The following is a 20755-nucleotide window of genomic DNA, read 5'->3' as shown; positions in this document are numbered from 1 at the left end:
TGGTTGCACGCCGCAGGAGCCCAACTGCATACGTCTGGCTGTCCGTGCTTACACGCCGGCTGGGGTGACGAGTTCCACGCGGTCCCCTGAGAGCAGCAGCCAGTTGCGCCACCCGCAGCCGTTGCGCTGCCCGCCCGTCGCAGACCGCCCGCCTCCACGGGAGCGGCCTGCGGCGGCCGGAGAACGCAACAGCAAGGGAGACCGAACCAATGCGTCACAACGGACGTGCCCCTCTCAAGGCCTCCGCGATGCGGCCCGAGCACCTCAACCTCCGCGAGAACGAGCCGGTCCTCGTGGTCTGTCCGGACTGCGCCACCTGGCACCGCCTCAAGAGGTCGATGATCCTGCCCCACCGCGACGGTGACCCCGTCGAGAAGACCGAGCGCCGCTACCTCGGTGACAAGCCGTCCGGCGGACGCCGCTGTGCCGGGAGCGCTCAGCGCGTCGTCATCGACATCACCGCCGAGGAGTGGGGCCGGCGGCTGCTCGAGGCGGACAGCACGGCGACCGGCCGTCGCTCCGCCCGCCAGCACTCCAAGCCCATGCCGGCCCCGGCCGCGCCGGTGCACCGCCTGGCCTCCATGCCCGGCCCCAGCGCACGCCTGCTGACGGCGCGTTGTCGGGCCCGCACCGCCGTCGACTCTCACCGCAGCGAGTGCGCGGTGTGCCGGACCGGACGGACCCGCTGCGAGGTTGGCCGGGAGCTGGAGATCCGCATGGGACACACCGACGCCGCCGTGCGACTGGCGTACGAACAGCACGACACCGCGCTCCAGGCCGCGGCCTCGCCGGCCGTCCCACGTGCCCAGCAGTGGCGCCGGATGGCCCGTCGTGTGAACCGGGTCGACGAGCGGCGCGAGGAACAGCCCGTCGGCGACATCCCGCAGGCAAGCCGCCCCGTCCCGCTGACCACCCTTCGCCCCAAGCACCCCGCGCGCTGATCCACCCCCTGCGCGGGACACCGAAGCATCGACTAGGAGATGACATGAAGTGTGAGTTCTGCGACGAGGACAAGCCGGACGTAGAGGTCAGGCAGGACCCCTTCGCCTGGGAGGTCAACGACGTCGACTGGCAGGTGCCGCTCTGCCTGGAATGCACGCAAGTCCGCGCCGACGAGGCCTGACCCGAGTCTCCCCGCTCCGCAGCCTGCGCTGCCCACCGTCGACCGCGCCCCGGGCCCGGTGGCCGGTGGAGTGCGCAGGACGCACTGCCCCGGTCACGGGGCCCGCACGCGACGAACCCCCAGGGATGCACCCCCGGGGGTTCTTTGTCGCGGTCATCCCACCAGAGAGGACAGACCACGTGCACAGCATCGCATCCCGCCAGATCCGCCCGAGCATCCAGGACGAGATCGGCCCCCGCCGCCCCGGCGCCATCTACCAGAACGTCGACGGCCGCTTCGAGGTCCTGGCGCTCGTTACTGACCCGGCCGACGCCGCGCAGCTGCTGCGCCGGACGGCCGCGCGGTGGGCGGTCATCGTCCGCGACACCCTCCGCCCCGACGGCCAGCCCTTCGCCGTCGGCAGCGTCTGGACGACCAGCGACTACCTGATCCGGCCCGCGAAGAACGCGTACGCGGCTGCCGCCTGACGGCCCGCCACGGTCCGCCTCCCGCCCACCAGAGCACAAGGGCGGAAGACGGGCCGTGGCTGGCCACCCGGCCAGTCATACGGCGACAGCCCCGGAACTCTGACCTTCCGGGGCTGTCTGGTCACAGGAAAGAGAGAGCCTGCCCATGACCACGACGATGATCACACGCCCGGAGCACGGGGCGCCACAGGGCGACGGCGACATGTTCGCCCGGGTCCTGACCGCCATCAACTCCCACCGCGCCTGCCCGCGCCGCCGATCGCGCAGCGCCGAGCCGGACGCCACGCTCGGCGCCCACCTCCTGGCCGTCGTCCGCGCCCAGGACGCCGCCATTCCCTCCGGCCGCCGCGCGCCGCGCACGGTCGCCGAGATGCGGGCCCGCCTCGCCGCGCTGACCGAGGAGGAGTCCGACGCCTGCGGCGTGTGCGGCTTCTGGCAGTGCCGATGCGGCCAGGCCCGGGCCCGCACACACACGCTGACCGTGCCCGCCCCGGTCCGTGCTTCTGGCGGTGGCCAGTGCTCGGTGTGCGGCGGCTGGTTCGATGACTGGCCCGGCGGAGTCTGCGACGCCTGCCGCTGACCGATGTCTCACCTCATAGACGCGGCTCGTGCGGCGCAGCACCGCGCCGCACGAGCCGCATCTACGGTCGGCCCCGCTCATCCCCTGGCCCGCCTGCTGCTGGCAACCGCCGCCCTGGCCGCCGCCACCGCGTGGGATGCCGGGCACCGCGTCACCGACCTCCACCCCGCCCGCCGGCACCACCGAGAAAGACCGGCCCGTGCCTGACGACCTGCACCAGCGCTACCAGGCAGCCCACCGCGCCTACCAGTCGCACGCCGACTCCTGCGGTGCGGGCTGCACCCGCGGCACCCCGCAATGCCGGGACGGCAAAAGGCTCTACGAGACGTTCGCCCGGCTTCAGGACGCCTACCTCACCCGACTCAAGCAGCGTCCGCAGCGCTGACCACTGTTCGCACCACGGCGGCTGAGACCGCCCTCTTGAGGGAGTTTCCACATGATCACTGTCATTCGTGCCCGGACGCTGCGCGGGTTACGTGAGAGGACCCGTGAGGCAGAGGAGACGGCCGACGCCGCCCGCGCCGAGACCGAGCACGTCCGGCAGGAGGCCGAGCGCGCCACTGACTCCGTGATTCGCGCGGAGACCGCTCTGGAGGAACTGTGCGCCGCGCTCGCCCGCACGACCGCCGACGCCGCCCGGGTTGAGGGCGAGCTGGCGGCTCTGCGCGCTCAGTCCTTCCTGGACACCGAGGACCGGCAGGCTCTGCGGACGCTGCTGCGCATGACCCGAAAGCAGAACGCAGCCGACCGCGTCTATGTCCTCTTCCACCGCGGGGAACTGCACAGCGTGCACACCACCTTGGACGCGGCAGAGTCCACGGCCGAGGCCGAGGGAGCACCCCGCTCAGGATGGACGGCGCTCGCTCCCGGCGCCGCTCTTCCCCCGGCCTCCGAGGTCCCCTGGCGCGTACAGCCCCTCCCGCTCAGCAGCCCCCGGTGAGCACACCGGTGGCGGCGAGGAACTGCACCCGCGAGCTGACCCAGCGCGGCAAGCGTTGACGACCCGCACCGCCACCGCTGTCGGTTGCCTCCCTCGCCCGTCGCGCCTGCCTCCCGGCAGCCGCTACGGGCGAGGCGAGGGGAGCCGCACAGCCCACACGCCGCCGTTTCGACTCCACCGGCCGCCGTTTCGGGAACGTCTCACCGCGTTTCGGGAGCGGCGGCCATCGTTTCGCGTCCGCCTTTTCCGCCCCTTCCGGAGGCCCCTGTGACGATGACCGAAGTGCCGCAGAGCGCGGTACCCGACACCCCCATTTCGCCCCCGCCCACCGCCGTTTCGGGCGCACCCCGGACCGTTTCGAGAGCATCGGGGAGCGTTTCGGGAACGGCGAAGCGGAACCCGCCCAAGCCTTCCCGGGACCGCTTCACGGCCGTCCTGCCGTACTTCGCGGCCGTCTCCGGCATGCTGGTCGGCGGTATCGGCTTCGCCACGTCGTACCACACCCTCGCCAATGTGGCCTTGAGCTGGGGATTCGGCGAGGACCTGTCGCGCTGGTTCCCCATCGGCGTAGACGCATCGATCCTGGCGTTCCTCGCGCTGGACCTCTACCTGATCCTGCGGGGCATCCCGTGGCCGGTCCTGCGCATGGCCGCGCACGGGATGACCGGAGCCACGATCTGGTTCAACGCCAGCGCCCAGGGCCAGATCGGCACGGACCCGGTCAAGGCCGCCAGCCACGGCGTCATGCCGATCTTGTTCGTGATCGGCGTGGAAGCAGCCCGGCGCCTGTTCATCCAGAAAGCGCAGCTCGAAGCGGGGACGGCCACCGACCGCATCCCACTGCACCGCTGGATCCTCTCGCCGTGGGAGACCCCACGGTTCTACCGCCGCATGCGGCTGTACGGGGTCACCAGCTACCCGGAGATGATCCGGCGCCAACAGGACCTCATCGCCTACGAGCAGTGGCTCAAGCGCAAGTACGACGGCGACCTGAGCAAGGCCACCGAGGACGAGCGGCTCCCGATGAAGATGGCCGCCTACGGCTACACCGTTGCGCAGGCCCTCGCGATGCCTGAGCAACAGGAACGCGAGGCAGAGGCCCGCGCGGAGGAAGCCGAGCGCCGGCGCCTGGACGCGGAGACGCGCCAGGAGCTCGCACGCAAACAGGCAGAGGCCGACCGGCTGGAGGCGCAGGGCCGGCTTGAAGCCGTCCGCGCCCGGGTGGAGGGCGAGACCGGCCAGGCCCGGGCGCACGCCCGCGCCCAGGTCAGCGCCGCAGAGCGGGCCGCGGAGCTGGAACAGGAGGCCCTGGACAACGCCGTGATCGCCGAAGCCCGTGCCCGTCAGGCGGAGGCGGAGCACAAGGAGGCCAAGGAGCGCGAGGCCAAGGCCGCCGCCGACGTCCGCGCGGCGGAACTGGAGCGCCAGGCAGCCGAGAAGCGGAAGGAAGCGGCAGAGGCCGACCGGGTCGCCGCGGCGGAGGCTCAGGCGATCGAGACGGCGGAGATCGCAGAGGCCCGCCAGCGTGCTGCCGAAGCGGATCGCGTCGCTGCCGAAACGGAGCGGGCTGCCGCCGAAACGCGGCGGGCCGCCGCCGAAGCCGACCGCAAGCGGGTGGAGGAGGAGAGCCGCCAGGAGGCCGCTCTCGCCCACATCGCGCGTGCCAAGAAGGAAGCCGCCGAAGCCGAGCAGGCCGCTGCCGAAACGCGGCGGGCCGCCGCCGAAATCGAGCGGCGCGCGGTCGAAGCCGAGGACATCGCGAAGCTCAAGCCGCGCGAGCGCGCGGTCCGCAGGGTCGCCCGGCTGATCCTCGCGGCCGGCGGTGACGCCGACCGGCTGCCGCTCGCCGACATCCAGACCGAACTGGCCGTCGCCTCCCCCGGCACCGCCTCCGAGTACCGCCAAGAGGCGGCAGAGCTACTCGCCTCCGGCTACCGCCCCTGACCACCCCGCATGTGTCCGACGGTTCCGCCGGCCCCCGAACTGCTGATGACAGCTCGGGGACGCGGCGAAGGCGCCGAGACGCCACCCGCAGCGTACCGATCCGCATCACCCCATCCCTTGAAGGAGACACCTCGATGAGTAAGGACATTGCCACCCGCGTCACCACGGGCGTGCAGGCGCTGGCGCTGCCCGGGCAGCGCGAGGGCTGGCAGGCCCAGCACCGCGGATCCCTCCTGACCGACGCGCAGACCTACGACGCCCTCGCCGACGCGATCCAGGCCGACCTGAAGGCCCGCCGCCTGGACGGTGACCTGCCCTGGGGCATCTCGGCAGCGGCCCGGGCCCGCAAGCGGGTCAAGCCGCTGCGGGACGCCGCCCGGGCCATGCGGCAGGCCGCCCGGGCCATCAACGGCACCGTGGCCGCCTACGAGGAGACGCAGCCCGAGGTCGTGCTGCGCCGCCGTGAGGACAAGGCCCTGCGCAAGGCGCAGCGCAAGCAGCAGCTCGGCGCCGCCGCCCACAACAGCGCGCAGGCCACGCTCCAGCGCTTGGCCCCCGGCGAGGACGACGGCGCCCCGGCCGGCCAGCCCAAGCTGCTGGGCGACTTCTTCGGCGGCAGCAACCGGCAGCAGCGGGGCGCGTGATGGCCGCTGCGATGTCCCCCAAGAAGGCGGCCCACTGGAACGCCCGATTCGAACAGGCCCGCGCGGCAGGGGAGCGAGGCCCGGAGGAATTCTTCCGGGCCTGGCTCGACCTGGTGAAGGTCTCCGCGATCCAGAAGGTGCGCCGCACCGGCGACCACGCCACGTTCAACGCCCTGTCGGCGGAGCTGGAACGGCTCTACCGGGATCACTGCCAGTAATCGTCATCGTCATCATCATCACCGCCGAAATGGGGGTTGACGGGGGTTCCAACCACGCGTACGCGTACGCGTGCGAGGCGCCCCCGCCCCCTCACCGGCAGTCACCAGGAGAGGAGGACGCGTGTCCGACGACGACAGCCCGGACAACGTGCGCCATCTGCCCCGGATCGGCTCCCCGCCGCCCCCGCCCGTCCCGCCCCCGCCGGCCCTCAACGACGACCAGGCGCAGCGGGCCGACCGGCCGGCTGGGGACGGAATCGTTCGAATCAGTTCCTTCGACGCCCCCGCCGTCCCGCACCCGCCGCCCCCGCCGGACGCCGTGCCCGCGGCCCTGCGCAGCGAGGGTCTGGGAGATCCGCAGGCCCCGGCCGACGCCGGACCGCCGCGCACCGGGGCGCTCTCCCTGGCCGCCGTCCTCGCCATCGCCCTAGCCGCGTTCGAGGGACTCCAGACCTGGATCGAGGAATCCGGGCCGCGCCGTGCGGAGGCCGCCGCACATCAGCGGGAGCTGGAACTGCTGGCCGCGAAAGCGACCGCCGACGCCACCCGGCACCGCGCGGAAGCCGACCGCGAGCACGCCCGCGGCCGCCGTGTCCCCTCCAGCCACGACTACGGACGCAGCGCCTTAGGACGCGGCACAGGCGGCGCCGGAAGGGCCGCGGGCGGCATCGGCCCGGGCAGATCAGGAGCGGGCCGCAGCGGGGCACACAGCGGCTCCGCGCAGCACCGTTCCGCCGGAGTGGGCGGCCGGTCGGCCACCGGCCGGACCGGCCGCGATTCTGCGGGCACGGGGACAGGCGCCAGCCGGACCGGTAGCGGCTCGTCCCGGACCGGCAACGGGGCCGGCCGAACCGGCGGCTTCCTGCGGGATCGAAACGGCGGAACGGACAGGCGAAACGGCGGCGGCCCGAACCGAAAGGGCTCCGGGAGTTCTGGCGGCAGCGGCTCCGGAGCCAGCGCCGGCCCGAGCGGCAGTCGCGGGAGCGCGGCCACCGGCGGGGGCGAACGCCGCTCCGCTCGCCAGGCCGTCTCCGACTGGCTGGGCAAGAGCAAGAAGGCATCCCGCGGTTCCGGCAAGGGACCGGCTCCCGCCAAGGGCCCGACCCTGGGCAAGGGGCCGACTCTCGGCAGGACCACAGGCGCAGACAGAAAGGCTGCGGTTCGCGAAGCGGTCAAGGCCGCACGGACCGGACCGACGACATGGAGCGCCCTCGGCGACCGCCCCAAGGACCGGTGGAAGCCCCGCAGCAAGACCACCGGCGGGGACAAAGGCGGCGTCGGTGGTCGGTCGACGCCCGGAAACGACGGCTGGCGAGCACCTGGCGGCCGGACGGGTTTCCGTGACGCCCTTTTCGACGCCGTGAACGACCGGTGGAAGAAGCGCCGGGAAGGCTGGGACGCCGGCGGCGTCCCACGCCGCCAACCGCGGCCGCCCCGCGAATCCGGGCCCTCGGACAGCGCGACGAACCGGCCGGGACCACCGCCCGGCCCCGCCTCATCCCGCCCCGCCTCATCCGGCCCCAACTCGTCTGGTCCCGGCCCGGCGCCCACGGGCCCGGAGTTCGACGAGGACGACGAGGGCGAATCAACCCGGTGGTACTACGACCAGCCGCGTACCTCGCCGTTCGACGTCGGCTCCGACGGTCCCGTGATCATCACGGTGGAGCAGGTCGACCCACCCGGCGCGCATGCCAAGCGGTGGGAGCCGGACGCGATCGGCTCCGCCCCCAAGCCGCTGCCCGCCCAGAGCCAGCCCGCCCTGCCCCGCGCCCCGCAGCGACCGGCCGGGCAGCGCCCCGGCACCACCCGCAGAAAGGAACCCATCCCCATGGCCCCTGTCCCCCGGACCGCCGGCACCCCGGCGCCCGTGACCGCGTCGGTGCCCACCCCGGGCGGCATCTCCGCCCACCACGCCACCGACATCACCCTCGATGACGCCCTCAAAGCCCTCACCCATCTCACCACCGCAGGCATGGAGACACACGACGACAGTGCGGAACTGGCCCGCAACGCCCGCCAGCTGATGGCCGAGCTGGAGTCGATGGCGCACGACCTGGCCGTCACCCACAACGTCAACGGACCGCGCACCATGCGCGCCGTGTCGGTGCTGATGGAGAGCGTGGCCCTCCTGGTGGTGCAAGCCGAACGGATGGCCCGGGCCGCGCTGGACGCCGCCGAGATGGCCGAGGCAGAGGAAGTGTCCATGGCCCGCGACTACCGGCCGACCCAGGCAGCGACCGCGGATGCCGGCCTTGCCACGCCCAGCGCCCGCATCCACAACGAGAACTGAGGAGATCACTGTGGGGCAGATCGCTCCCGTCGGCGCCGACGGCGCCAACAACGGCTACACCGCCATCAGCGCGAAATTCCTCGCGCTGCAAAAGGCCGCCGCCGGGCTCCTGGAGGAAGCCGAGCACCTGGCACTGCGCATGCGCGTCAACGCGGATGCCGCCACCGCCGTCTCCGACCTGTGCGCCATGGCGCAGGCCGACAGCCGCCACGTCGCCACCGTGGCGGCCGTCGGCACCGCGTTCAGCCGCGTGGTCAACGGCTGCACGGCCCTGATGGGCGCGGCCGACGCGATGCACACCGCCGCCGGCCACCTCAGGACCGAGCACCAGACGGAGTACGGCGGCATCCACGCCGCCGCCACCGCATCCAGGGCCAGGCAGGCCGCACCGGGCTTCTACCGGCAGACCTGACCACCACCGTCTCCATCGGCCACGGGGCCGCGTCCGAACACCGGATGCGGCCCCGTGGCCCTTCCCCGCCACTGGCCACGCCGGAGGCCGCACCGCACCCCGGAGGCGGCGCCACCCCCAGCACGACCAGCGGCCCCTGCCACCCACCGCGTGAAAGGAATTGCCACCGATGAGCACGATGCCCACGCGGGCGAAGGCGGAGATGGCTGCCTACGGGGCATCCGCCGCCGCCCTCGCCTACGTCCCCTCCATGGAGTCCCTGCCCGCCCATGCCACCGTCGCCGCCGTCAGCGGCGGCTGTGTGTGGTGGCTGTACCGCAAGGTCAAGACCCGCGATTTCCGCCGCACGATCCGCAGCGCGCAGCGCATGCTGGGACCGGTCACCGGCGGCGCCGTCTACGCCGCCGCCGCGATCGTCCCCGGCCGCCCTTGGTGGGAGCCGGTCGCCGCGCTCGGCTGGGGCGCCGCCATGTCCGCCGCCCTGCCCGTCACCCGCTCCACCTGGACGCCCCCCGAGACGTTCACCGCCGCCTACCCGCCCGGATTTAGGGGCCTGGTCATGCGCCTGTGGGACGACGCCGAAGTGGCCCCCGACACCCGGCTGGAGAACATCGAGCAGACGCTCTCCCCCGCGCACCCGGACTTCACCGCCGACGTCGTCGCCGCCGCCGGCCGTCCCGTGCCGCGTATCGACCTGGTGGCCGCCGCCGCCGCGTTCGGCGTCCCCGTCGACTGCGTCACCCTGGACGAGATCCCGGGCACCGGTCCGGGCCGTATGCGGCTCACCGTCGCCCCGACCACCCGCCGCAGCGGCGGCAGCCTCGAGGACATGTGGGCGCAGAAGGTGGCCCGCCCCGGCGGCGCCATCCCCGACAGCAGCATCGTCCGGGTCGAGCAGTTCCCCGCCACCGGGGACCTCCCCGCACGCGGCATGATCCTCGCCCAGGTAGAGCCGGGCGAGGTCGCCCGCGTCTCCCACGCCCAACTGTGCTCCGCGTTCGGCGTGGAGGCCGAAGAGCTGCGCCTGGTCGCGGAGTCCCGCGGCCGCGAGGTCCTGGTGACGCTGTACGAGTCGGCACCGCTGAAGGCCTCCCGCCGCGCCACCCGCGAACTGCTCACCCTGGACGCGTACGGCCGGTACACCATCGGCACCGCCCACGACGGCAGCGACGCCAAGGTGCACATGCAGTCCGCGGCCGGCACCCTGCACGGCTTCCTGGTCGGCGTCACCGGCTCCGGCAAGACCGTCTGCCTGGCCCTGATGTGCGCAGCCTGGGCCCTGGCCGGTCTGGCCACCTGGGTGACCTCCGCCCGCCCCGACGCGCAGATGAGCGCCGTCGGCCGGCACATCGACCGGCAGAACGCGGGCCCCGTCCCCACCTGGTGGATGCTCAAGGCCGCCATCGCACTCATGGACATCCGGGGCGAGATCAACGCCGAGCGCGGCCACGACTTCTCCGCCCACTCCCCCTACCCCGGCCTGGTCCTGGTCCTGGACGAGTTCAACTCCCTCGTCGGTGACGACGGCCTCGGCGACGACATCGCGCAGATGACGGACGTCCTCGCCCGCGAAGGCCGCAAGTTCGGCATCGGCATCGTCTTCGCCGGCCAATCCCTCAACCTCGCCAAGCTCGGAGGCGAAGCCTCCCTGCGCGACCAGGTCCAGGGCGGCATCGGAGTCGTGCTGCGCATCGCCAACTCCTCCGGCGGCATCGCCGCCCGGCAGGCCACCGGCGGACTCGCCGGCGACGCCGACCTGGCCGCCATCCCCGACCGGTTCAACGCCTCCATGTCGCTCATGGACCGCATGCACGGCATCACCGACGACGTTCCCGGAGAGACGACTCAGGGCGTCGGCCACACCGTCACCGGCTCCGGAGCGACCATGATGCGCAGCCTGTACGTCCACCTGCCCAAGGACGGCAGCCCGGACGGACTGCCCGAGATCTTCCCCGAGGACGGCTCCATCAACTGCCTCACCGCCCGGGAGATCGACGCGCTGACCGACCTGGGCCTATGGCACGACTGGACCATGCCGCCGCCCTCCGGCAAGGACAACGGCCAGGACGACGACGGCCAGGGCGCCGTCCTCGGCACATTCGCCCCGCCGCCCCTCCCCAACCAGACGCGGCCCAAGGCCACGGTCAAGGACAAGGTCCTGGCCGCGGTCACCGGCCAGATGACCGCGAAGGAAATCCGCGCCCAGGTCGACGCCGCCGCCGGCACCGTCCGCAACGCCCTGTCCGACCTGGTCGCCGAAGGACGCCTCCACCAGGTCGACCACGGCGTGTACGCGCCGGTCCCGGCCTCCGTCGGCACCGCCCCGCAGGACGACTGACCCTCGCCCCCTCCCGCGCCGTAGCCCCCCCGCCCACTGCCGGGGGCTACGGCGTTCTGCCCGGCACCCATCCGGGCTGCACCCCACCACCCCGCCCCGTGGAAGGAATCCCCCGTGATCGTCTCTGTCTCCGCCGCGCTGCTCCTGGCCGTCGTCGTGGTCGCACTGATCCGCCAGCGCGCCGTCGGCATCGGATCGGCCCTCGCGTGCGGTGCGCTCGGTTTCACCCTCGCCTCCACCGGCCTGGCCCCCGCCATCACGCAGGCCCTGTCCGCCGTCGCCAGCCTCGCGTCGCTGGGCTGACGGGAACACCACCATGGCCGCCTCGCTGCACACCGTGCCCGCCGCCCAAGCCGGTCAGACGCCCCCGGCAGCGCCCCCCGCTGACGCCGACGGACTCAGCCTGGACGCCCGGCTGGCCGCTGTAGAGGCGGCCATGACCGTCCGGCTCGAAGAAGCCGCCGTCGCTCACGAAGTACGCACCGCGCACATCCACACCGACCCGATCAACCTCGCCGACGTCATCACGGTGCCGCTCACGCCGACCCTCCAGCCACCGCAGCACGCCACCCCGGTGGCCGCGCTCCTCGAGCGGGCCCGTGCCCGGATGGAAGCCGACGGCTGGTGCGCGGGGGCACTGACCGACGAGAGCGGCGCGGTCTGCCTGCTCGGCGCCATCCGTAAGGAGGCCGGCGGCGACCGCGGCCTGGAGGCCGACGCCGCAAGCGTCGTCCTGGACGCGATCCGCCGACGCTTCGGCGACCACGTCGAATCCGTGCCCGCCTTCAACGACGCGCACGGTACGGGCCGCGTCCCCGTGCGCGTGCTCGGTGAGGCCGCCTTAATGGCCGACGCCCGCGGTCTGTAAAGCCCCGCTCCGGCCACGACGGACGGTTAGTCGGCTGGCGTCCAGGGCGGAGGCGGGCTCGTGCTCTCCCCACCGCAGTTCCAGCACTCGAACTCGTCGGGTACCTGGTACTTCTGCGTCCACCACGAGGCGACGGGTTCGCCCCACACCACGCACTCGGTACCACACCAGCCGCACACGAAAACGAAGTTCACGAACGCCCTCCCCACTGCCTCGCCCCTGCCGGCCAGCATGCCCGGAAAACCCCCTCGGTGCCCTACCGATTTCGGCACGCTCCAGCGCTGACCCGTCGCCCTGTCCGGTCCTCGCCCCGGCCTACCCGGGCGAGGACCGGACAGGCCGCCCGGCCACTCCGCCTCACCCCACGCCCCGTCAGCGAACCATCCGCCGGCGGGGCGCAGCACTGCCCGCCATCACCCTGTTGGAGGACACGCCGTGCTCATCCCCCGCCCGCGCCCCCAGATCGGCCGGCCCCGCCCGCAGCGCCCCGGCCCCCGCTACCCGCGACGCCGCCGAGGCCTCGCCATCGCCTGGGGGCCGCAGTGACCACCCGCACCCGACGCCGACGCACGACCACGCAGCCGCGCGCCGCCCACGGCTTACCCGAGTACGACTGGGGCACCGCACCGACCGACCAGCTCGCCACGCGCCGCCAGCTGCGCGCCGCACGACTGCGGCCCGGCGGACAAGAGCCCGTCGCGCTCTTGCGCTGCAAGGCCTGCGCGACGCGCCCACAGCGTGCGTGCACCCGCGTCGCCTACCTCTATCGCGTTGACCTGGCCCTGCCCGTGCGGCCGATGACGCTCGCCAAGGAGGCCGCGCTCGACAAGGCGATGGCGGCGCGGACCACGTGCCCGAAGTGCCGGCGCCGCTATCACCACGTCCTACCGCTGCGCACCATCGGCAGCTGCCTGGAGTGCCATGACGGCACCCCCGCCGCCCCCTCCACCTACATCACCCCGGCAGCCCACACTCTCGCCGCCTAGGAGACGAAGTCATGTCCGCACCGACCACGTCCGCCTCGAGCATCGCAGACAAGAACCTGGACGCCGCCGCTGCGGCGGTTCACGCGGAGATCGGCCGCACCGACGGCAAGGCCAGTCTCCTCCTGGCGTTCAACGGCGCGGCCTTAGCCGGTCTCGCCTCCCTCACCGACATGCCCTTGCCGACTCCCGCCCGCGTGCTGGGAGGTATGGCCGTCACGGCGATCGGATGGGCCACGGTCCTGCTGCTGCTTGTCGTCCGTCCGCGCTTGAGCGGCCAGGATCGCGCCTCATTCCCCCACTGGGCACGACTGACAGAGGCCGAAATCTACGCCAGCATGACCAGCGACACCCGCGCTGCCAGCATCCGGATCCTCTCCGTCATCGCGGTCGCCAAGTTCACCACGCTCCGCCGTGCCATCGACTGCACCCTCGCCGCGCTCGCCTTCCTCGCCGCAGCAGTCTTCGGCGCCCTCACATGACAGATGCCCCCCTGGCGCCCGTCCGGGCGCCAGGGGGGCATCTGCTGTTTCCGGGGCTGCCCGCGGCTCACTCACCGTCCGGGTTCGATGCCGGAGCAGACGCTTTGAGGGCGGCAGCGAGTCGTTTCGTGACCCGCTCCAGCTCCACCCGCAATCGCTGAAGATGCTCGTGGCCGGCGGCCGCGTCGGCTTCCAGGGCCGCCTTCACCCGAGCGGGAGCCAGAGCGGGGAAGACACGCTCCTGAAGGGCGTTCGCCGCGCGCTCCAGCGCCTCGACGTGTGCCGTCGCCGATGGCGGTGCGGGAGGGTCAGAAATTTCTGACCTCTGTTCCTGGTGGGGAATCGTGGGGGCGGCCAGTTCCTTGGCGATGGAGGAGAGCAGTGCCGCCGTAGGCCGCTTCTTGCCCTGCTTGATCGCCCGTGACATGCCCTCCGTCATGACTACCTCGGCGAACTCCACTCCTTGGTCGCCGATGACCTCCGCCATGACCTTGCGTGCGGATGCGCGGGTCAGGTGCTGGGCCAGATCGGTGCCCAGGGCGCCGACAGTGCGGATACGCGCAGCGTCCTGAAGCAGCTCGAACACGTACTTCGGCTCGACATCGAGCACGCCGGCCGCCCACTGGGCGAAGTTCGTGTGCCCGGCGACCAGGTGCAGCTCTCGTTCCTGGGCGACCTCAAGCAGTGCGCCCTTGTTCAGAACGGTGAAGTCCTCCGCGCGCTTCCCCAGGGCGTCGATCTCCTGGAGCCGCTCGGTGACGTAGGACAGTTGCTCCTCGGGGGTGCCCGTAATGTCATTGGCCGTGAGCACTCGCCCACCGGCGAAGACACTCGTGACACTCACGCCTGCGGGGTCCGACAGGGTCGATGCTGCGCTGGCTGCGCTCTTCTGGAGCTCCGCGGGCACCGCCGGGTCGACCTTCGCGTCGTCCGCCTTGCGCAGGCGGTTCTGCCCCGCCGTGATCAGCTTGTTCCCGCTCATGCTTCCACTCCCGCTGCGGTGAGGATCCGGCCGTACGCGTCGGTGAGGGCAGCAGCCTCGCGGCCCGGCGCGTCAGAGATGGGTACGCATGCGAACCGTGTCTGCTGGCGCACGGAATGCCGGGGAATCGACAGATCGTCTCGGTACAGCGGACCGTAGGTGTCCGCGAGGTACTTCCCTATGGCGTCCTTCAACGTGTTGCGCCCGCCCGGCACTATCGACGGCACGATCCCGACGATCCTGAGGTCGGGGTTCATGCCCAGATCCTTCACCAGCTTGATCGTGGCGAGTGCTTCCTTCGCACCGATCCGGCCGTCCTCATCGAGCGTCGCCGGAATGATGACGTCGGTGGCCGCGACGAGCGCAGACGTCACCAGCTTCCCGCCGGCGCGCGGCGGCAAATCCAGGATGCCGATCTTTCCCGGCCCCACCACACCTTTCAGGCCCAACCGCAGCCGAAACTCAAGGCCCACCGCGACGTTGTCCGTCTCCCGGTTCGCCAGAGCCCGCTCCGCTGCGATGACCTGAACTCCCGACCAGGCTTCTCCGGCATCCGCGAACGCGTCGGCGGCCAGGCCCGTCTCCCCTTGAGGGTCGAGTGCGAGCAGGTCGTTCATCGAAAAGGCAGGCGCCTCGGAGATACCCAATTCGGACGTAAAGGTTCCCCGAGGGTCCAAATCCCCTGCGATGACGCGGAGATGTCGCTGCCGAGCGGCCGCGACCAGACCTGCGGACAGCGCGCTCTTACCCACGCCGCCCTTCTCGCTGTAGACCGCCAGCACTCTGCTCATGCTTGACCCACCGATCGATACACCCAACTCACGACGGAAGAGTATCCGCTGGGCGCCGTTCGGCCCGTAGGCCCCTGGATCTGACGACAGCGCTCTTCCGCGGTCGGTGCTCTGAGCTGCACAGAGAGCCGCGGCCAGATCGCGCGCGGTCCCTGGGCGTGCTGTCAGGAGAAGCGCGCGGCGAGCAGAACGGCGTCGTCGTGCCTGAGGTTACTGAGGGCCTTCAGCGGCACGTCGATCAGTTCTTCGAGTGATGGCAGGGTGAGATCGGACGTGGTCTGTGCTCCTGCCAGGCTCGTAGTGAGACGGGCGAGGCCGGAATCAAGGCCTTCAGCCGGTGACACGACCACTCCGTCTGTGAGGAAGAAGAGTGTCTCACCCGGGTTCATCTGGACTGTGATTGTCTCGCAGGCATCTACGGCCAGGCCGATTGGTAGCCCCGTGGGTATGTCCAGAATGAAGCCGGTGCCGTCCTGGTTGAGTAGGAAAGGCGGGATGTGGCCAGCACTGGAGATGTCCAGGAGGCGGGTGTCGGTGTCGTAGACGGCGCACACGCAGGTTGCGAGCCGATCTCCCATTAGGCGCTGTGCCTGTTCGCTGAGCAAGTTCAGTGCTTTATGGGGAGGCAGACCGAGGTGGACCAACGTGTTGAGCTCGCTGCGCAGCTGGGCCATGAGCGCGATCGAGAGGATGGAGCCGCCCATCACATCCCCAGCAGCCAGGGCTACCTTGGTGCCCTCCAGGGGGATCACGTCGAACCAGTCCCCGCCGGCTCGGTAGGGGTCACTCGCCGGTAGGTAGCGGCTAGCGATCTCAAGCCCGTCGATCAGAGGGATCTCCTGCGGCAGGAGCGCGCGTTGCAGGAGTTCGTGGGCCTTCGCCTTCCGCTCTCTCTCGTTCTGGGGCCCTTGACTCTGCTGCTCGTCGCCCTCCTTGGCTGCGCGCAGCCACACCTCGTACAGCACCTTCTGGTCCTCTTCGGGGCGACCACCTGGGGCCTGGGAGGAAAGGACCTCCACCAACGCGTCGATCACCTTCCACTTCGGCAGCCGCTGGCTGCAGAACGCGTCGTGGATGGTGCTCCGGGAGATTCCGGCACCTTTGAGTGCCTGGGCGATCTCGGCAAGGCTCGGTCTCCCGGCCAGTAAATGCAGTCGGTGCAGTGCCGCATTGAGTTCCTGGTGCGCTCCCACCAGCTCAGGCTTGCGGAGTTGCCCAGCGCGTCCCACCCCCGCGCCCCCCATCGTCCAAAACCATCCGAATCCGTCCGAGAATCATGCCATCACGTACGACTACGGAGGGCGCTGTCCGAAGACATCGGGATTCAACAGTGCTTCGTCCAGTGGGACTTGGTCACCAGAGAGGATCTCTCATCGACTAGGAACTCCGCTCCTGCCGGGGCGGCGCACGATTGGGAACACGGTGACCTCGAAACGAACCTGGACGACCGACAAGACCCTTCCGCGGCTCGCACGCAGTGCGCTGTTCGCCCTGGTGCGTGGAGCAGCAACGGCGGCTGGCGCAACCTCGTTCGCCGCCTTTACCTGGTGGTTGAGCAACCGCTGACGGCAGTCGGAGATACGAGACCCCGGGCATCTGCGGCCCGGGGTCTCCCTGTGCTCTGGAACGTCCGACCGGTTCAACGACCGCAGACGGAAGCGTCATATGACACGACGGTGGTACTTTGCGACCTCGCGGCTGTCATGGGTCGGCACATCACCAGTTGGCTCACTGCTACGAAGACGGCACATCTCACCAGGGAGGAAAGACCGTGGACGGCCCCCAGGTATGGACGCCGAGGCCGCGCGACCTGGCCGCTACCACCTCGTCATGACCGCGAACGGGCGGCCCCTTATGCACGGCTGGTGGAACAGCCGGCCGATCGCCCGTAACAAGTTCACCCAGCTCGTCGGCGAGCAGGGCCGACCCGCCGTCCGCATCACCCTCACCGACGAACAGACCAGCACCTCGTTGACGACCTGGCCAGCCGACTCCTAGACCTCTGCCAAGCTGGGGATCATGGCCCACCGCCCGTACCCTCTGCGTGAGCGCGCCCGTCGGCAGGTCGACCGCGACTTCGGCCCTGTCCCTAAGACGTCGTTTCTGATGGCGTGATCGCTCGTTGAGCCGTTCATGACGGATCTAGCGGAGCGGTTGGTGCCGGAGGAGTTGTGGGTGCTGTTTCGGCGGGTGGTCCCGCCGACGGAGGTCATACGCCCGCAGGGCGGCGGGCGGCGTCGGGCCGGGGACCGTGAATGCCTGGCAGCGGTCATCTTCGTGGCCACCTCGGGCTGCACCTGGCGGCAGCTGCCGCCGGTGTTCGGGCCGGCCTGGCCCACCGTCTACCGGCGCTTCGCCCAGTGGAGCCGGGACCGGGTGTGGGCACGCCTGCACCGGGTCATCCTCGACGAGCTCGGCGCTCGGGGCGAGTTGGACTGGTCGCGGTGTGCGATCGATTCCGTCAGCCTGCGGGCGGCAAAAGGGGGCCACTGACCGGACCGAATCCGACCGACCGCGGCAAGAGCGGATCGAAAATCCACCTCATCACCGACCGAAACGGCGTGCCCCTGTCGCTGGGCATCTCCGGCGCCAACTTGCACGACAGCCTCGGCCTGAAACCGCTCGTGCGCGGGATCCCGCCCATCCGCTCCCGCCGCGGCCCGCGCCGCCGGCGTCCGGCCAAGCTCCACGCGGACAAGGGCTACGACTACGACCACCTGCGAAAATGGCTTCGCGGGCGTCGCATCCGCCACCGCATCGCACGCAAGGGCATCGAGTCGTCCACGCGGCTCGGCCGACACCGCTGGGTCGTCGAGAGAACGGTCTCCTGGCTGGCCGGATGCCGAAGGCTCCACCGCCGGTACGAGCGAAAGGCCGAGCACTTCCTGGCCTTCGTCGGCATCGCCGCAGCCCTCATCAGCTACCGCCGACTCACCAACTGAAACGACGTCTAAGTGGTCTGCAGAGCGGCCCCGCCTACGTGGAGCGAGTGCCGCGCCTGCCGCGCCGCGGGGAGGCGAGTGCCGGATGTCTACGCGCCGATCGTGACCGTTGACACCGACGGGCCCGGAGCCCATCTCCGTCCGATGCCTGCCTCGGCCAGGGCCCCGTCCGGATGGTGCCACACAGCCGGCACTCCAGGCCACGGACACGACTCATCGTCCAGGCCGCTGTGTGCTGATGGGTGCCCTCCGCGAGGGTAAGCAGTCCGGCCAAAAGAATCTTGGCAGCTAGGTTCACGTTGAGGACGCCTATCCCCTCTTAGCTCTGACGAGCTCACAGTGAGTGCGTCTTAGGGGAGGAGGGCTCGCGTGGACTGGGCCACGTTCGTGATCGGTATCGCATCCCTGGTCACAGCCAAGGCAACTGGGTTGCTTGCCTTGTGGCTTCGCTTGCGGTGGCGTGAGCGGCATGAACTTGCACGGCAGAACTGCTTGGCGGATGCAGTGAAGATCGTTGCGGCAGGCGGCCGTGTTGAGTTCACTACGCGTTCAGGAGACGGACACCACCTGACGATGCGGATCGATGGTGGGGCTGTGGCTTACGAGGGACGGGAAGCTGCGTGAGCGACGACAACCTGGCCCGTCCCACGGAATTACCGACTAGAGATAGTTCAGCGCTCTCAAAAGGAAAAGACGAGGAATTCTCGATCTTTTATCGCGAAACGATTCGAATGCTAATCGGCTTTCTGATTAACCAGGGAGCCTCTCTAGCTGATGCATCTGACATAGCGCAGACTACGATGACGGCAGCGTATCAACGGTGGAGTGGGATCAATAATCACCGCTCCTGGGTATTCACGGTTGCGGCTCGGGCTTTGGTGAGAAAAATCGCTGACGTGCGTGAGAACCCAGTCGATGAGATACCTGAACCGAGCTCCCTGACGCCCCGGCCCGACGCTATGATCGAGTGGGAACTCCGGCACTATGCCTTGAGCATCATTAGGAATCTACCTGCCCGACAACGGCAAGTCCTTGCCTGGACTCTTAGCGACTTCACACCAGCGGAGATTGCTGAGCAACTAGGCATGAGCCCCGAAGCAGTAAGAGCAAGCCTAAAAAAGGCCCGTCGTGCTGCGACCACACGAATCCGCGAGTGGGAGGAAGGGGAACAGTGAAGCGGAATACATCTCCTGGTGAAACTCCGAAGGCGAAACTCGACCAGGCGCATGACAAGCTCCTGATGTCACTCGAATCGATTATCGATGTCGAAGCCGGCTTGCGTGAAATTCTGCTGCAATCCGACAATGAAGCCATGACTCAAAGCCTCAGCGCAGTCATCGACGTGGAAACAGGCCTCCGAGAAATCTTGCCCGCCACGCATGACGAACTGCGGCCGGTCTCGGAATCCATCGCGTCGCAGTCGACCAGTGGGATCGAACAGATCAAGCAGGCGATATATCCTGCAGCGCGAATGATGTTGCGCGCTGATCCCTATTTCATCAAGCTCATCACTGCTCAGCGTCATATGGAAGTCGCGGAAGAAACCTGCCGCAGGACAAGGGAGATCGCGCGAGACCTACAACACGCCTTGTTCGGCGGACAGAGGATGAAGCTGGCCGTAGCGGGGGACTACGCCGTAGTCTTGACGAGCGCTGCCGAGGATATTTTAATCACGCTGCGGGAGGTTGCTGAAATTGCTCCCATGCTGTTCGGTGAAACTTACGAGCAAGTCGAAGAGATGGTCCGCTTTGGTAGAGAGCTGAAGCTAGCCATCGACCGAGCAAATGTCATCACCCGCGAGTATCAAAGAGCACGGAGGTGGGATACCAACTCAGGTCGACAGGCTGCACGCGAGTTGGCTCGAGACATTTCACGGGCGCAAAAAGAGATTGAGTACAGAGCCGACGGCCTGGAGCGCATCGTTCCAACCTACGCGATGATGCTCGCCGACCTAAAATATCGGCACTACGTGCAGATCGAGGCGCGCAATCTTCTTCACGCGCCGGAAATTCCGGTTTTTAAATTCTCGGAATGGCGTGAGCTTTTGGATGACTTCACGTCAGCGGACCTACGGGGAGCTCTTCTAGTAGGAGTCGATTTGACTGGGGTTCGCTGGACCTTGCGTCACACATTCTGGCCTCAGGAGATTGACGTTGAAGACCTGCGAATGCGCTCAATGGAAACTCCCGAGGGTAGCGGAGTGTTCGTGGTCCGATCTGGTACGGCACGGATTCGGGAATTCGTAAGCTAAGCAGAGCGTGGTGCGCCAGCAACCGGCTCGGCCGGCCACCCGCGGCACCTCGCCCCTTCCTCGGATGGGGTGCCGGGGGTGGGAGCTGGTTCCTGACTCTATCCATGCTTCACTTTGATGCAGACCCCTGGTGGGTGTGGCCTGGTTTCGCCAAAGCTACATGCTGCATCATCTGATTCAGCTCCACCGGCTCCGACCACCCTCCCTCTTGCTGCTCGGGCCGCAGGCCCGTTGGCCGACCCGCGTAGCGGGGCCGGCCGTTGGGGCGCGGCGCGCCCCTGGTGGCTGGAGCGCAGCGGATGCCACCGTGCGGGGACGCAGTCCCCGCAGCTCCGGGAGCGCAGCGGACGGAGTGTCACCCGGGTTGCGCAGCAACCCGGGTGAGCTGACCGCGCAGCGGTCAGCCAGCGCTCCCGCGGAGCGGGAGCGCAACACCCGCGCGCAGCACGGTTGTTCGCTTGCACATCGCGCAGCGATGTGGTACCCGCGGAGCGGGTACC

General features: G+C 69.8%; 25 protein-coding genes. 21 read left to right on the top strand and 4 right to left on the bottom strand.

Annotated elements, in window-relative coordinates; genetic code table 11:
• Positions 1-209 precede the first annotated feature (209 nt).
• The 9 genes from ABZ117_RS33650 to ABZ117_RS33610 all read left to right on the top strand — a co-directional run bounded on the left by ABZ117_RS33650 (position 210) and on the right by ABZ117_RS33610 (position 5916).
• Entirely contained in the window at positions 210-941 is a 732-nt protein-coding gene (locus ABZ117_RS33650) for a hypothetical protein (RefSeq protein ID WP_356826500.1), read from the top strand.
• A gap of 44 nt (positions 942-985) precedes the next feature.
• Complete coding sequence (locus ABZ117_RS33645; protein ID WP_356826498.1) at positions 986-1123, top strand: hypothetical protein; 138 nt, start codon at positions 986-988, stop codon at positions 1121-1123.
• A 179-nt stretch (positions 1124-1302) separates the two neighbouring features.
• Complete coding sequence (locus ABZ117_RS33640; protein WP_356826496.1) at positions 1303-1590, top strand: hypothetical protein; 288 nt, start codon at positions 1303-1305, stop codon at positions 1588-1590.
• A gap of 145 nt (positions 1591-1735) precedes the next feature.
• On the top strand, positions 1736-2170 hold the full coding sequence (locus ABZ117_RS33635) for a hypothetical protein (RefSeq protein WP_356826494.1): 435 nt from the start codon (positions 1736-1738) through the stop codon (positions 2168-2170).
• A 199-nt stretch (positions 2171-2369) separates the two neighbouring features.
• Positions 2370-2555, top strand: coding sequence for a hypothetical protein (locus tag ABZ117_RS33630; protein ID WP_356826492.1), 186 nt, complete (start codon positions 2370-2372; stop codon positions 2553-2555).
• A gap of 51 nt (positions 2556-2606) precedes the next feature.
• Positions 2607-3110 (top strand): hypothetical protein, encoded by a 504-nt coding sequence (locus ABZ117_RS33625; protein WP_356826490.1) that lies wholly within the window; start codon positions 2607-2609, stop codon positions 3108-3110.
• Positions 3111-3383: 273 nt separating this feature from the next.
• Positions 3384-5054 (top strand): DUF2637 domain-containing protein, encoded by a 1671-nt coding sequence (locus ABZ117_RS33620; protein ID WP_356826516.1) that lies wholly within the window; start codon positions 3384-3386, stop codon positions 5052-5054.
• 134 nt (positions 5055-5188) lie between these two features.
• Positions 5189-5698: a hypothetical protein gene (locus ABZ117_RS33615; RefSeq protein WP_356826488.1), complete on the top strand. Its 510-nt coding sequence runs from the start codon at positions 5189-5191 to the stop codon at positions 5696-5698.
• Between the two features lie 11 nt (positions 5699-5709).
• Entirely contained in the window at positions 5710-5916 is a 207-nt protein-coding gene (locus tag ABZ117_RS33610; RefSeq protein ID WP_356826486.1) for a hypothetical protein, read from the top strand.
• A gap of 427 nt (positions 5917-6343) precedes the next feature.
• Here the strand turns inward: ABZ117_RS33610 and ABZ117_RS33605 are convergent, their stop codons facing one another.
• On the bottom strand, positions 6344-6523 hold the full coding sequence (locus ABZ117_RS33605; protein ID WP_356826484.1) for a hypothetical protein: 180 nt from the start codon (positions 6521-6523) through the stop codon (positions 6344-6346).
• Positions 6524-7564: 1041 nt separating this feature from the next.
• Between ABZ117_RS33605 and ABZ117_RS33600 the strand changes: the two genes are divergently transcribed.
• The 7 genes from ABZ117_RS33600 to ABZ117_RS33570 all read left to right on the top strand — a co-directional run bounded on the left by ABZ117_RS33600 (position 7565) and on the right by ABZ117_RS33570 (position 13289).
• Complete coding sequence (locus tag ABZ117_RS33600; protein WP_356826482.1) at positions 7565-8206, top strand: hypothetical protein; 642 nt, start codon at positions 7565-7567, stop codon at positions 8204-8206.
• 10 nt (positions 8207-8216) lie between these two features.
• Positions 8217-8618: a hypothetical protein gene (locus tag ABZ117_RS33595; protein WP_356826480.1), complete on the top strand. Its 402-nt coding sequence runs from the start codon at positions 8217-8219 to the stop codon at positions 8616-8618.
• 169 nt (positions 8619-8787) lie between these two features.
• A complete protein-coding gene (locus ABZ117_RS33590; protein WP_356826478.1) occupies positions 8788-10956 on the top strand; it encodes a hypothetical protein in 2169 nt (722 codons plus the stop codon).
• Positions 10957-11070: 114 nt separating this feature from the next.
• The gene (locus tag ABZ117_RS33585; RefSeq protein WP_356826476.1) at positions 11071-11259 is read left to right on the top strand and encodes a hypothetical protein; all 189 of its coding nucleotides are present in this window, start codon (positions 11071-11073) and stop codon (positions 11257-11259) included.
• A 13-nt stretch (positions 11260-11272) separates the two neighbouring features.
• Positions 11273-11824: a hypothetical protein gene (locus ABZ117_RS33580; protein WP_356826474.1), complete on the top strand. Its 552-nt coding sequence runs from the start codon at positions 11273-11275 to the stop codon at positions 11822-11824.
• A 251-nt stretch (positions 11825-12075) separates the two neighbouring features.
• Positions 12076-12810, top strand: a complete 735-nt coding sequence (locus tag ABZ117_RS33575; RefSeq protein WP_356826472.1) for an RRQRL motif-containing zinc-binding protein — start codon at positions 12076-12078, stop codon at positions 12808-12810.
• Positions 12811-12821: 11 nt separating this feature from the next.
• Positions 12822-13289 (top strand): Pycsar system effector family protein, encoded by a 468-nt coding sequence (locus ABZ117_RS33570; RefSeq protein WP_356826470.1) that lies wholly within the window; start codon positions 12822-12824, stop codon positions 13287-13289.
• A gap of 67 nt (positions 13290-13356) precedes the next feature.
• Here the strand turns inward: ABZ117_RS33570 and ABZ117_RS33565 are convergent, their stop codons facing one another.
• The 3 genes from ABZ117_RS33565 to ABZ117_RS33555 all read right to left on the bottom strand — a co-directional run bounded on the left by ABZ117_RS33565 (position 13357) and on the right by ABZ117_RS33555 (position 16255).
• Complete coding sequence (locus tag ABZ117_RS33565; RefSeq protein ID WP_356826468.1) at positions 13357-14271, bottom strand: hypothetical protein; 915 nt, start codon at positions 14269-14271, stop codon at positions 13357-13359.
• Positions 14268-15062 (bottom strand): ParA family protein, encoded by a 795-nt coding sequence (locus ABZ117_RS33560; protein WP_356826466.1) that lies wholly within the window; start codon positions 15060-15062, stop codon positions 14268-14270. Before ABZ117_RS33560 ends, ABZ117_RS33565 begins: the two co-directional genes overlap by 4 nt.
• Before the next feature lie 164 nt (positions 15063-15226).
• Entirely contained in the window at positions 15227-16255 is a 1029-nt protein-coding gene (locus tag ABZ117_RS33555; RefSeq protein ID WP_356826465.1) for a PP2C family protein-serine/threonine phosphatase, read from the bottom strand.
• Between the two features lie 637 nt (positions 16256-16892).
• Here ABZ117_RS33555 and ABZ117_RS33550 point away from each other — a divergent pair.
• From ABZ117_RS33550 to ABZ117_RS33530, 5 genes are all read left to right on the top strand, one after another.
• The gene (locus tag ABZ117_RS33550; RefSeq protein ID WP_356826463.1) at positions 16893-17060 is read left to right on the top strand and encodes a hypothetical protein; all 168 of its coding nucleotides are present in this window, start codon (positions 16893-16895) and stop codon (positions 17058-17060) included.
• 135 nt (positions 17061-17195) lie between these two features.
• Positions 17196-18004 (top strand): IS5 family transposase gene (locus tag ABZ117_RS33545; RefSeq protein ID WP_356826461.1). Its coding sequence is split into 2 segments (ribosomal slippage): positions 17196-17550 and positions 17550-18004, totalling 810 coding nucleotides; the frame shifts between segments, so codons are not numbered across the junction.
• 369 nt (positions 18005-18373) lie between these two features.
• Positions 18374-18628 (top strand): hypothetical protein, encoded by a 255-nt coding sequence (locus ABZ117_RS33540; RefSeq protein WP_356826459.1) that lies wholly within the window; start codon positions 18374-18376, stop codon positions 18626-18628.
• Positions 18625-19179: a sigma-70 family RNA polymerase sigma factor gene (locus ABZ117_RS33535; RefSeq protein WP_356826457.1), complete on the top strand. Its 555-nt coding sequence runs from the start codon at positions 18625-18627 to the stop codon at positions 19177-19179. Before ABZ117_RS33540 ends, ABZ117_RS33535 begins: the two co-directional genes overlap by 4 nt.
• Entirely contained in the window at positions 19176-20255 is a 1080-nt protein-coding gene (locus tag ABZ117_RS33530) for a hypothetical protein (RefSeq protein ID WP_356826455.1), read from the top strand. The genes ABZ117_RS33535 and ABZ117_RS33530 overlap by 4 nt, the downstream gene beginning before the upstream one ends.
• Positions 20256-20755: the final 500 nt, after the last annotated feature.

Source organism: Streptomyces sp. NPDC006309 (assembly GCF_040613095.1).
GTDB lineage: Bacteria > Actinomycetota > Actinomycetes > Streptomycetales > Streptomycetaceae > Streptomyces.
Note: the sequence above shows the minus strand (reverse complement) of the source record. Positions and strands in the feature narration are given on the sequence as shown.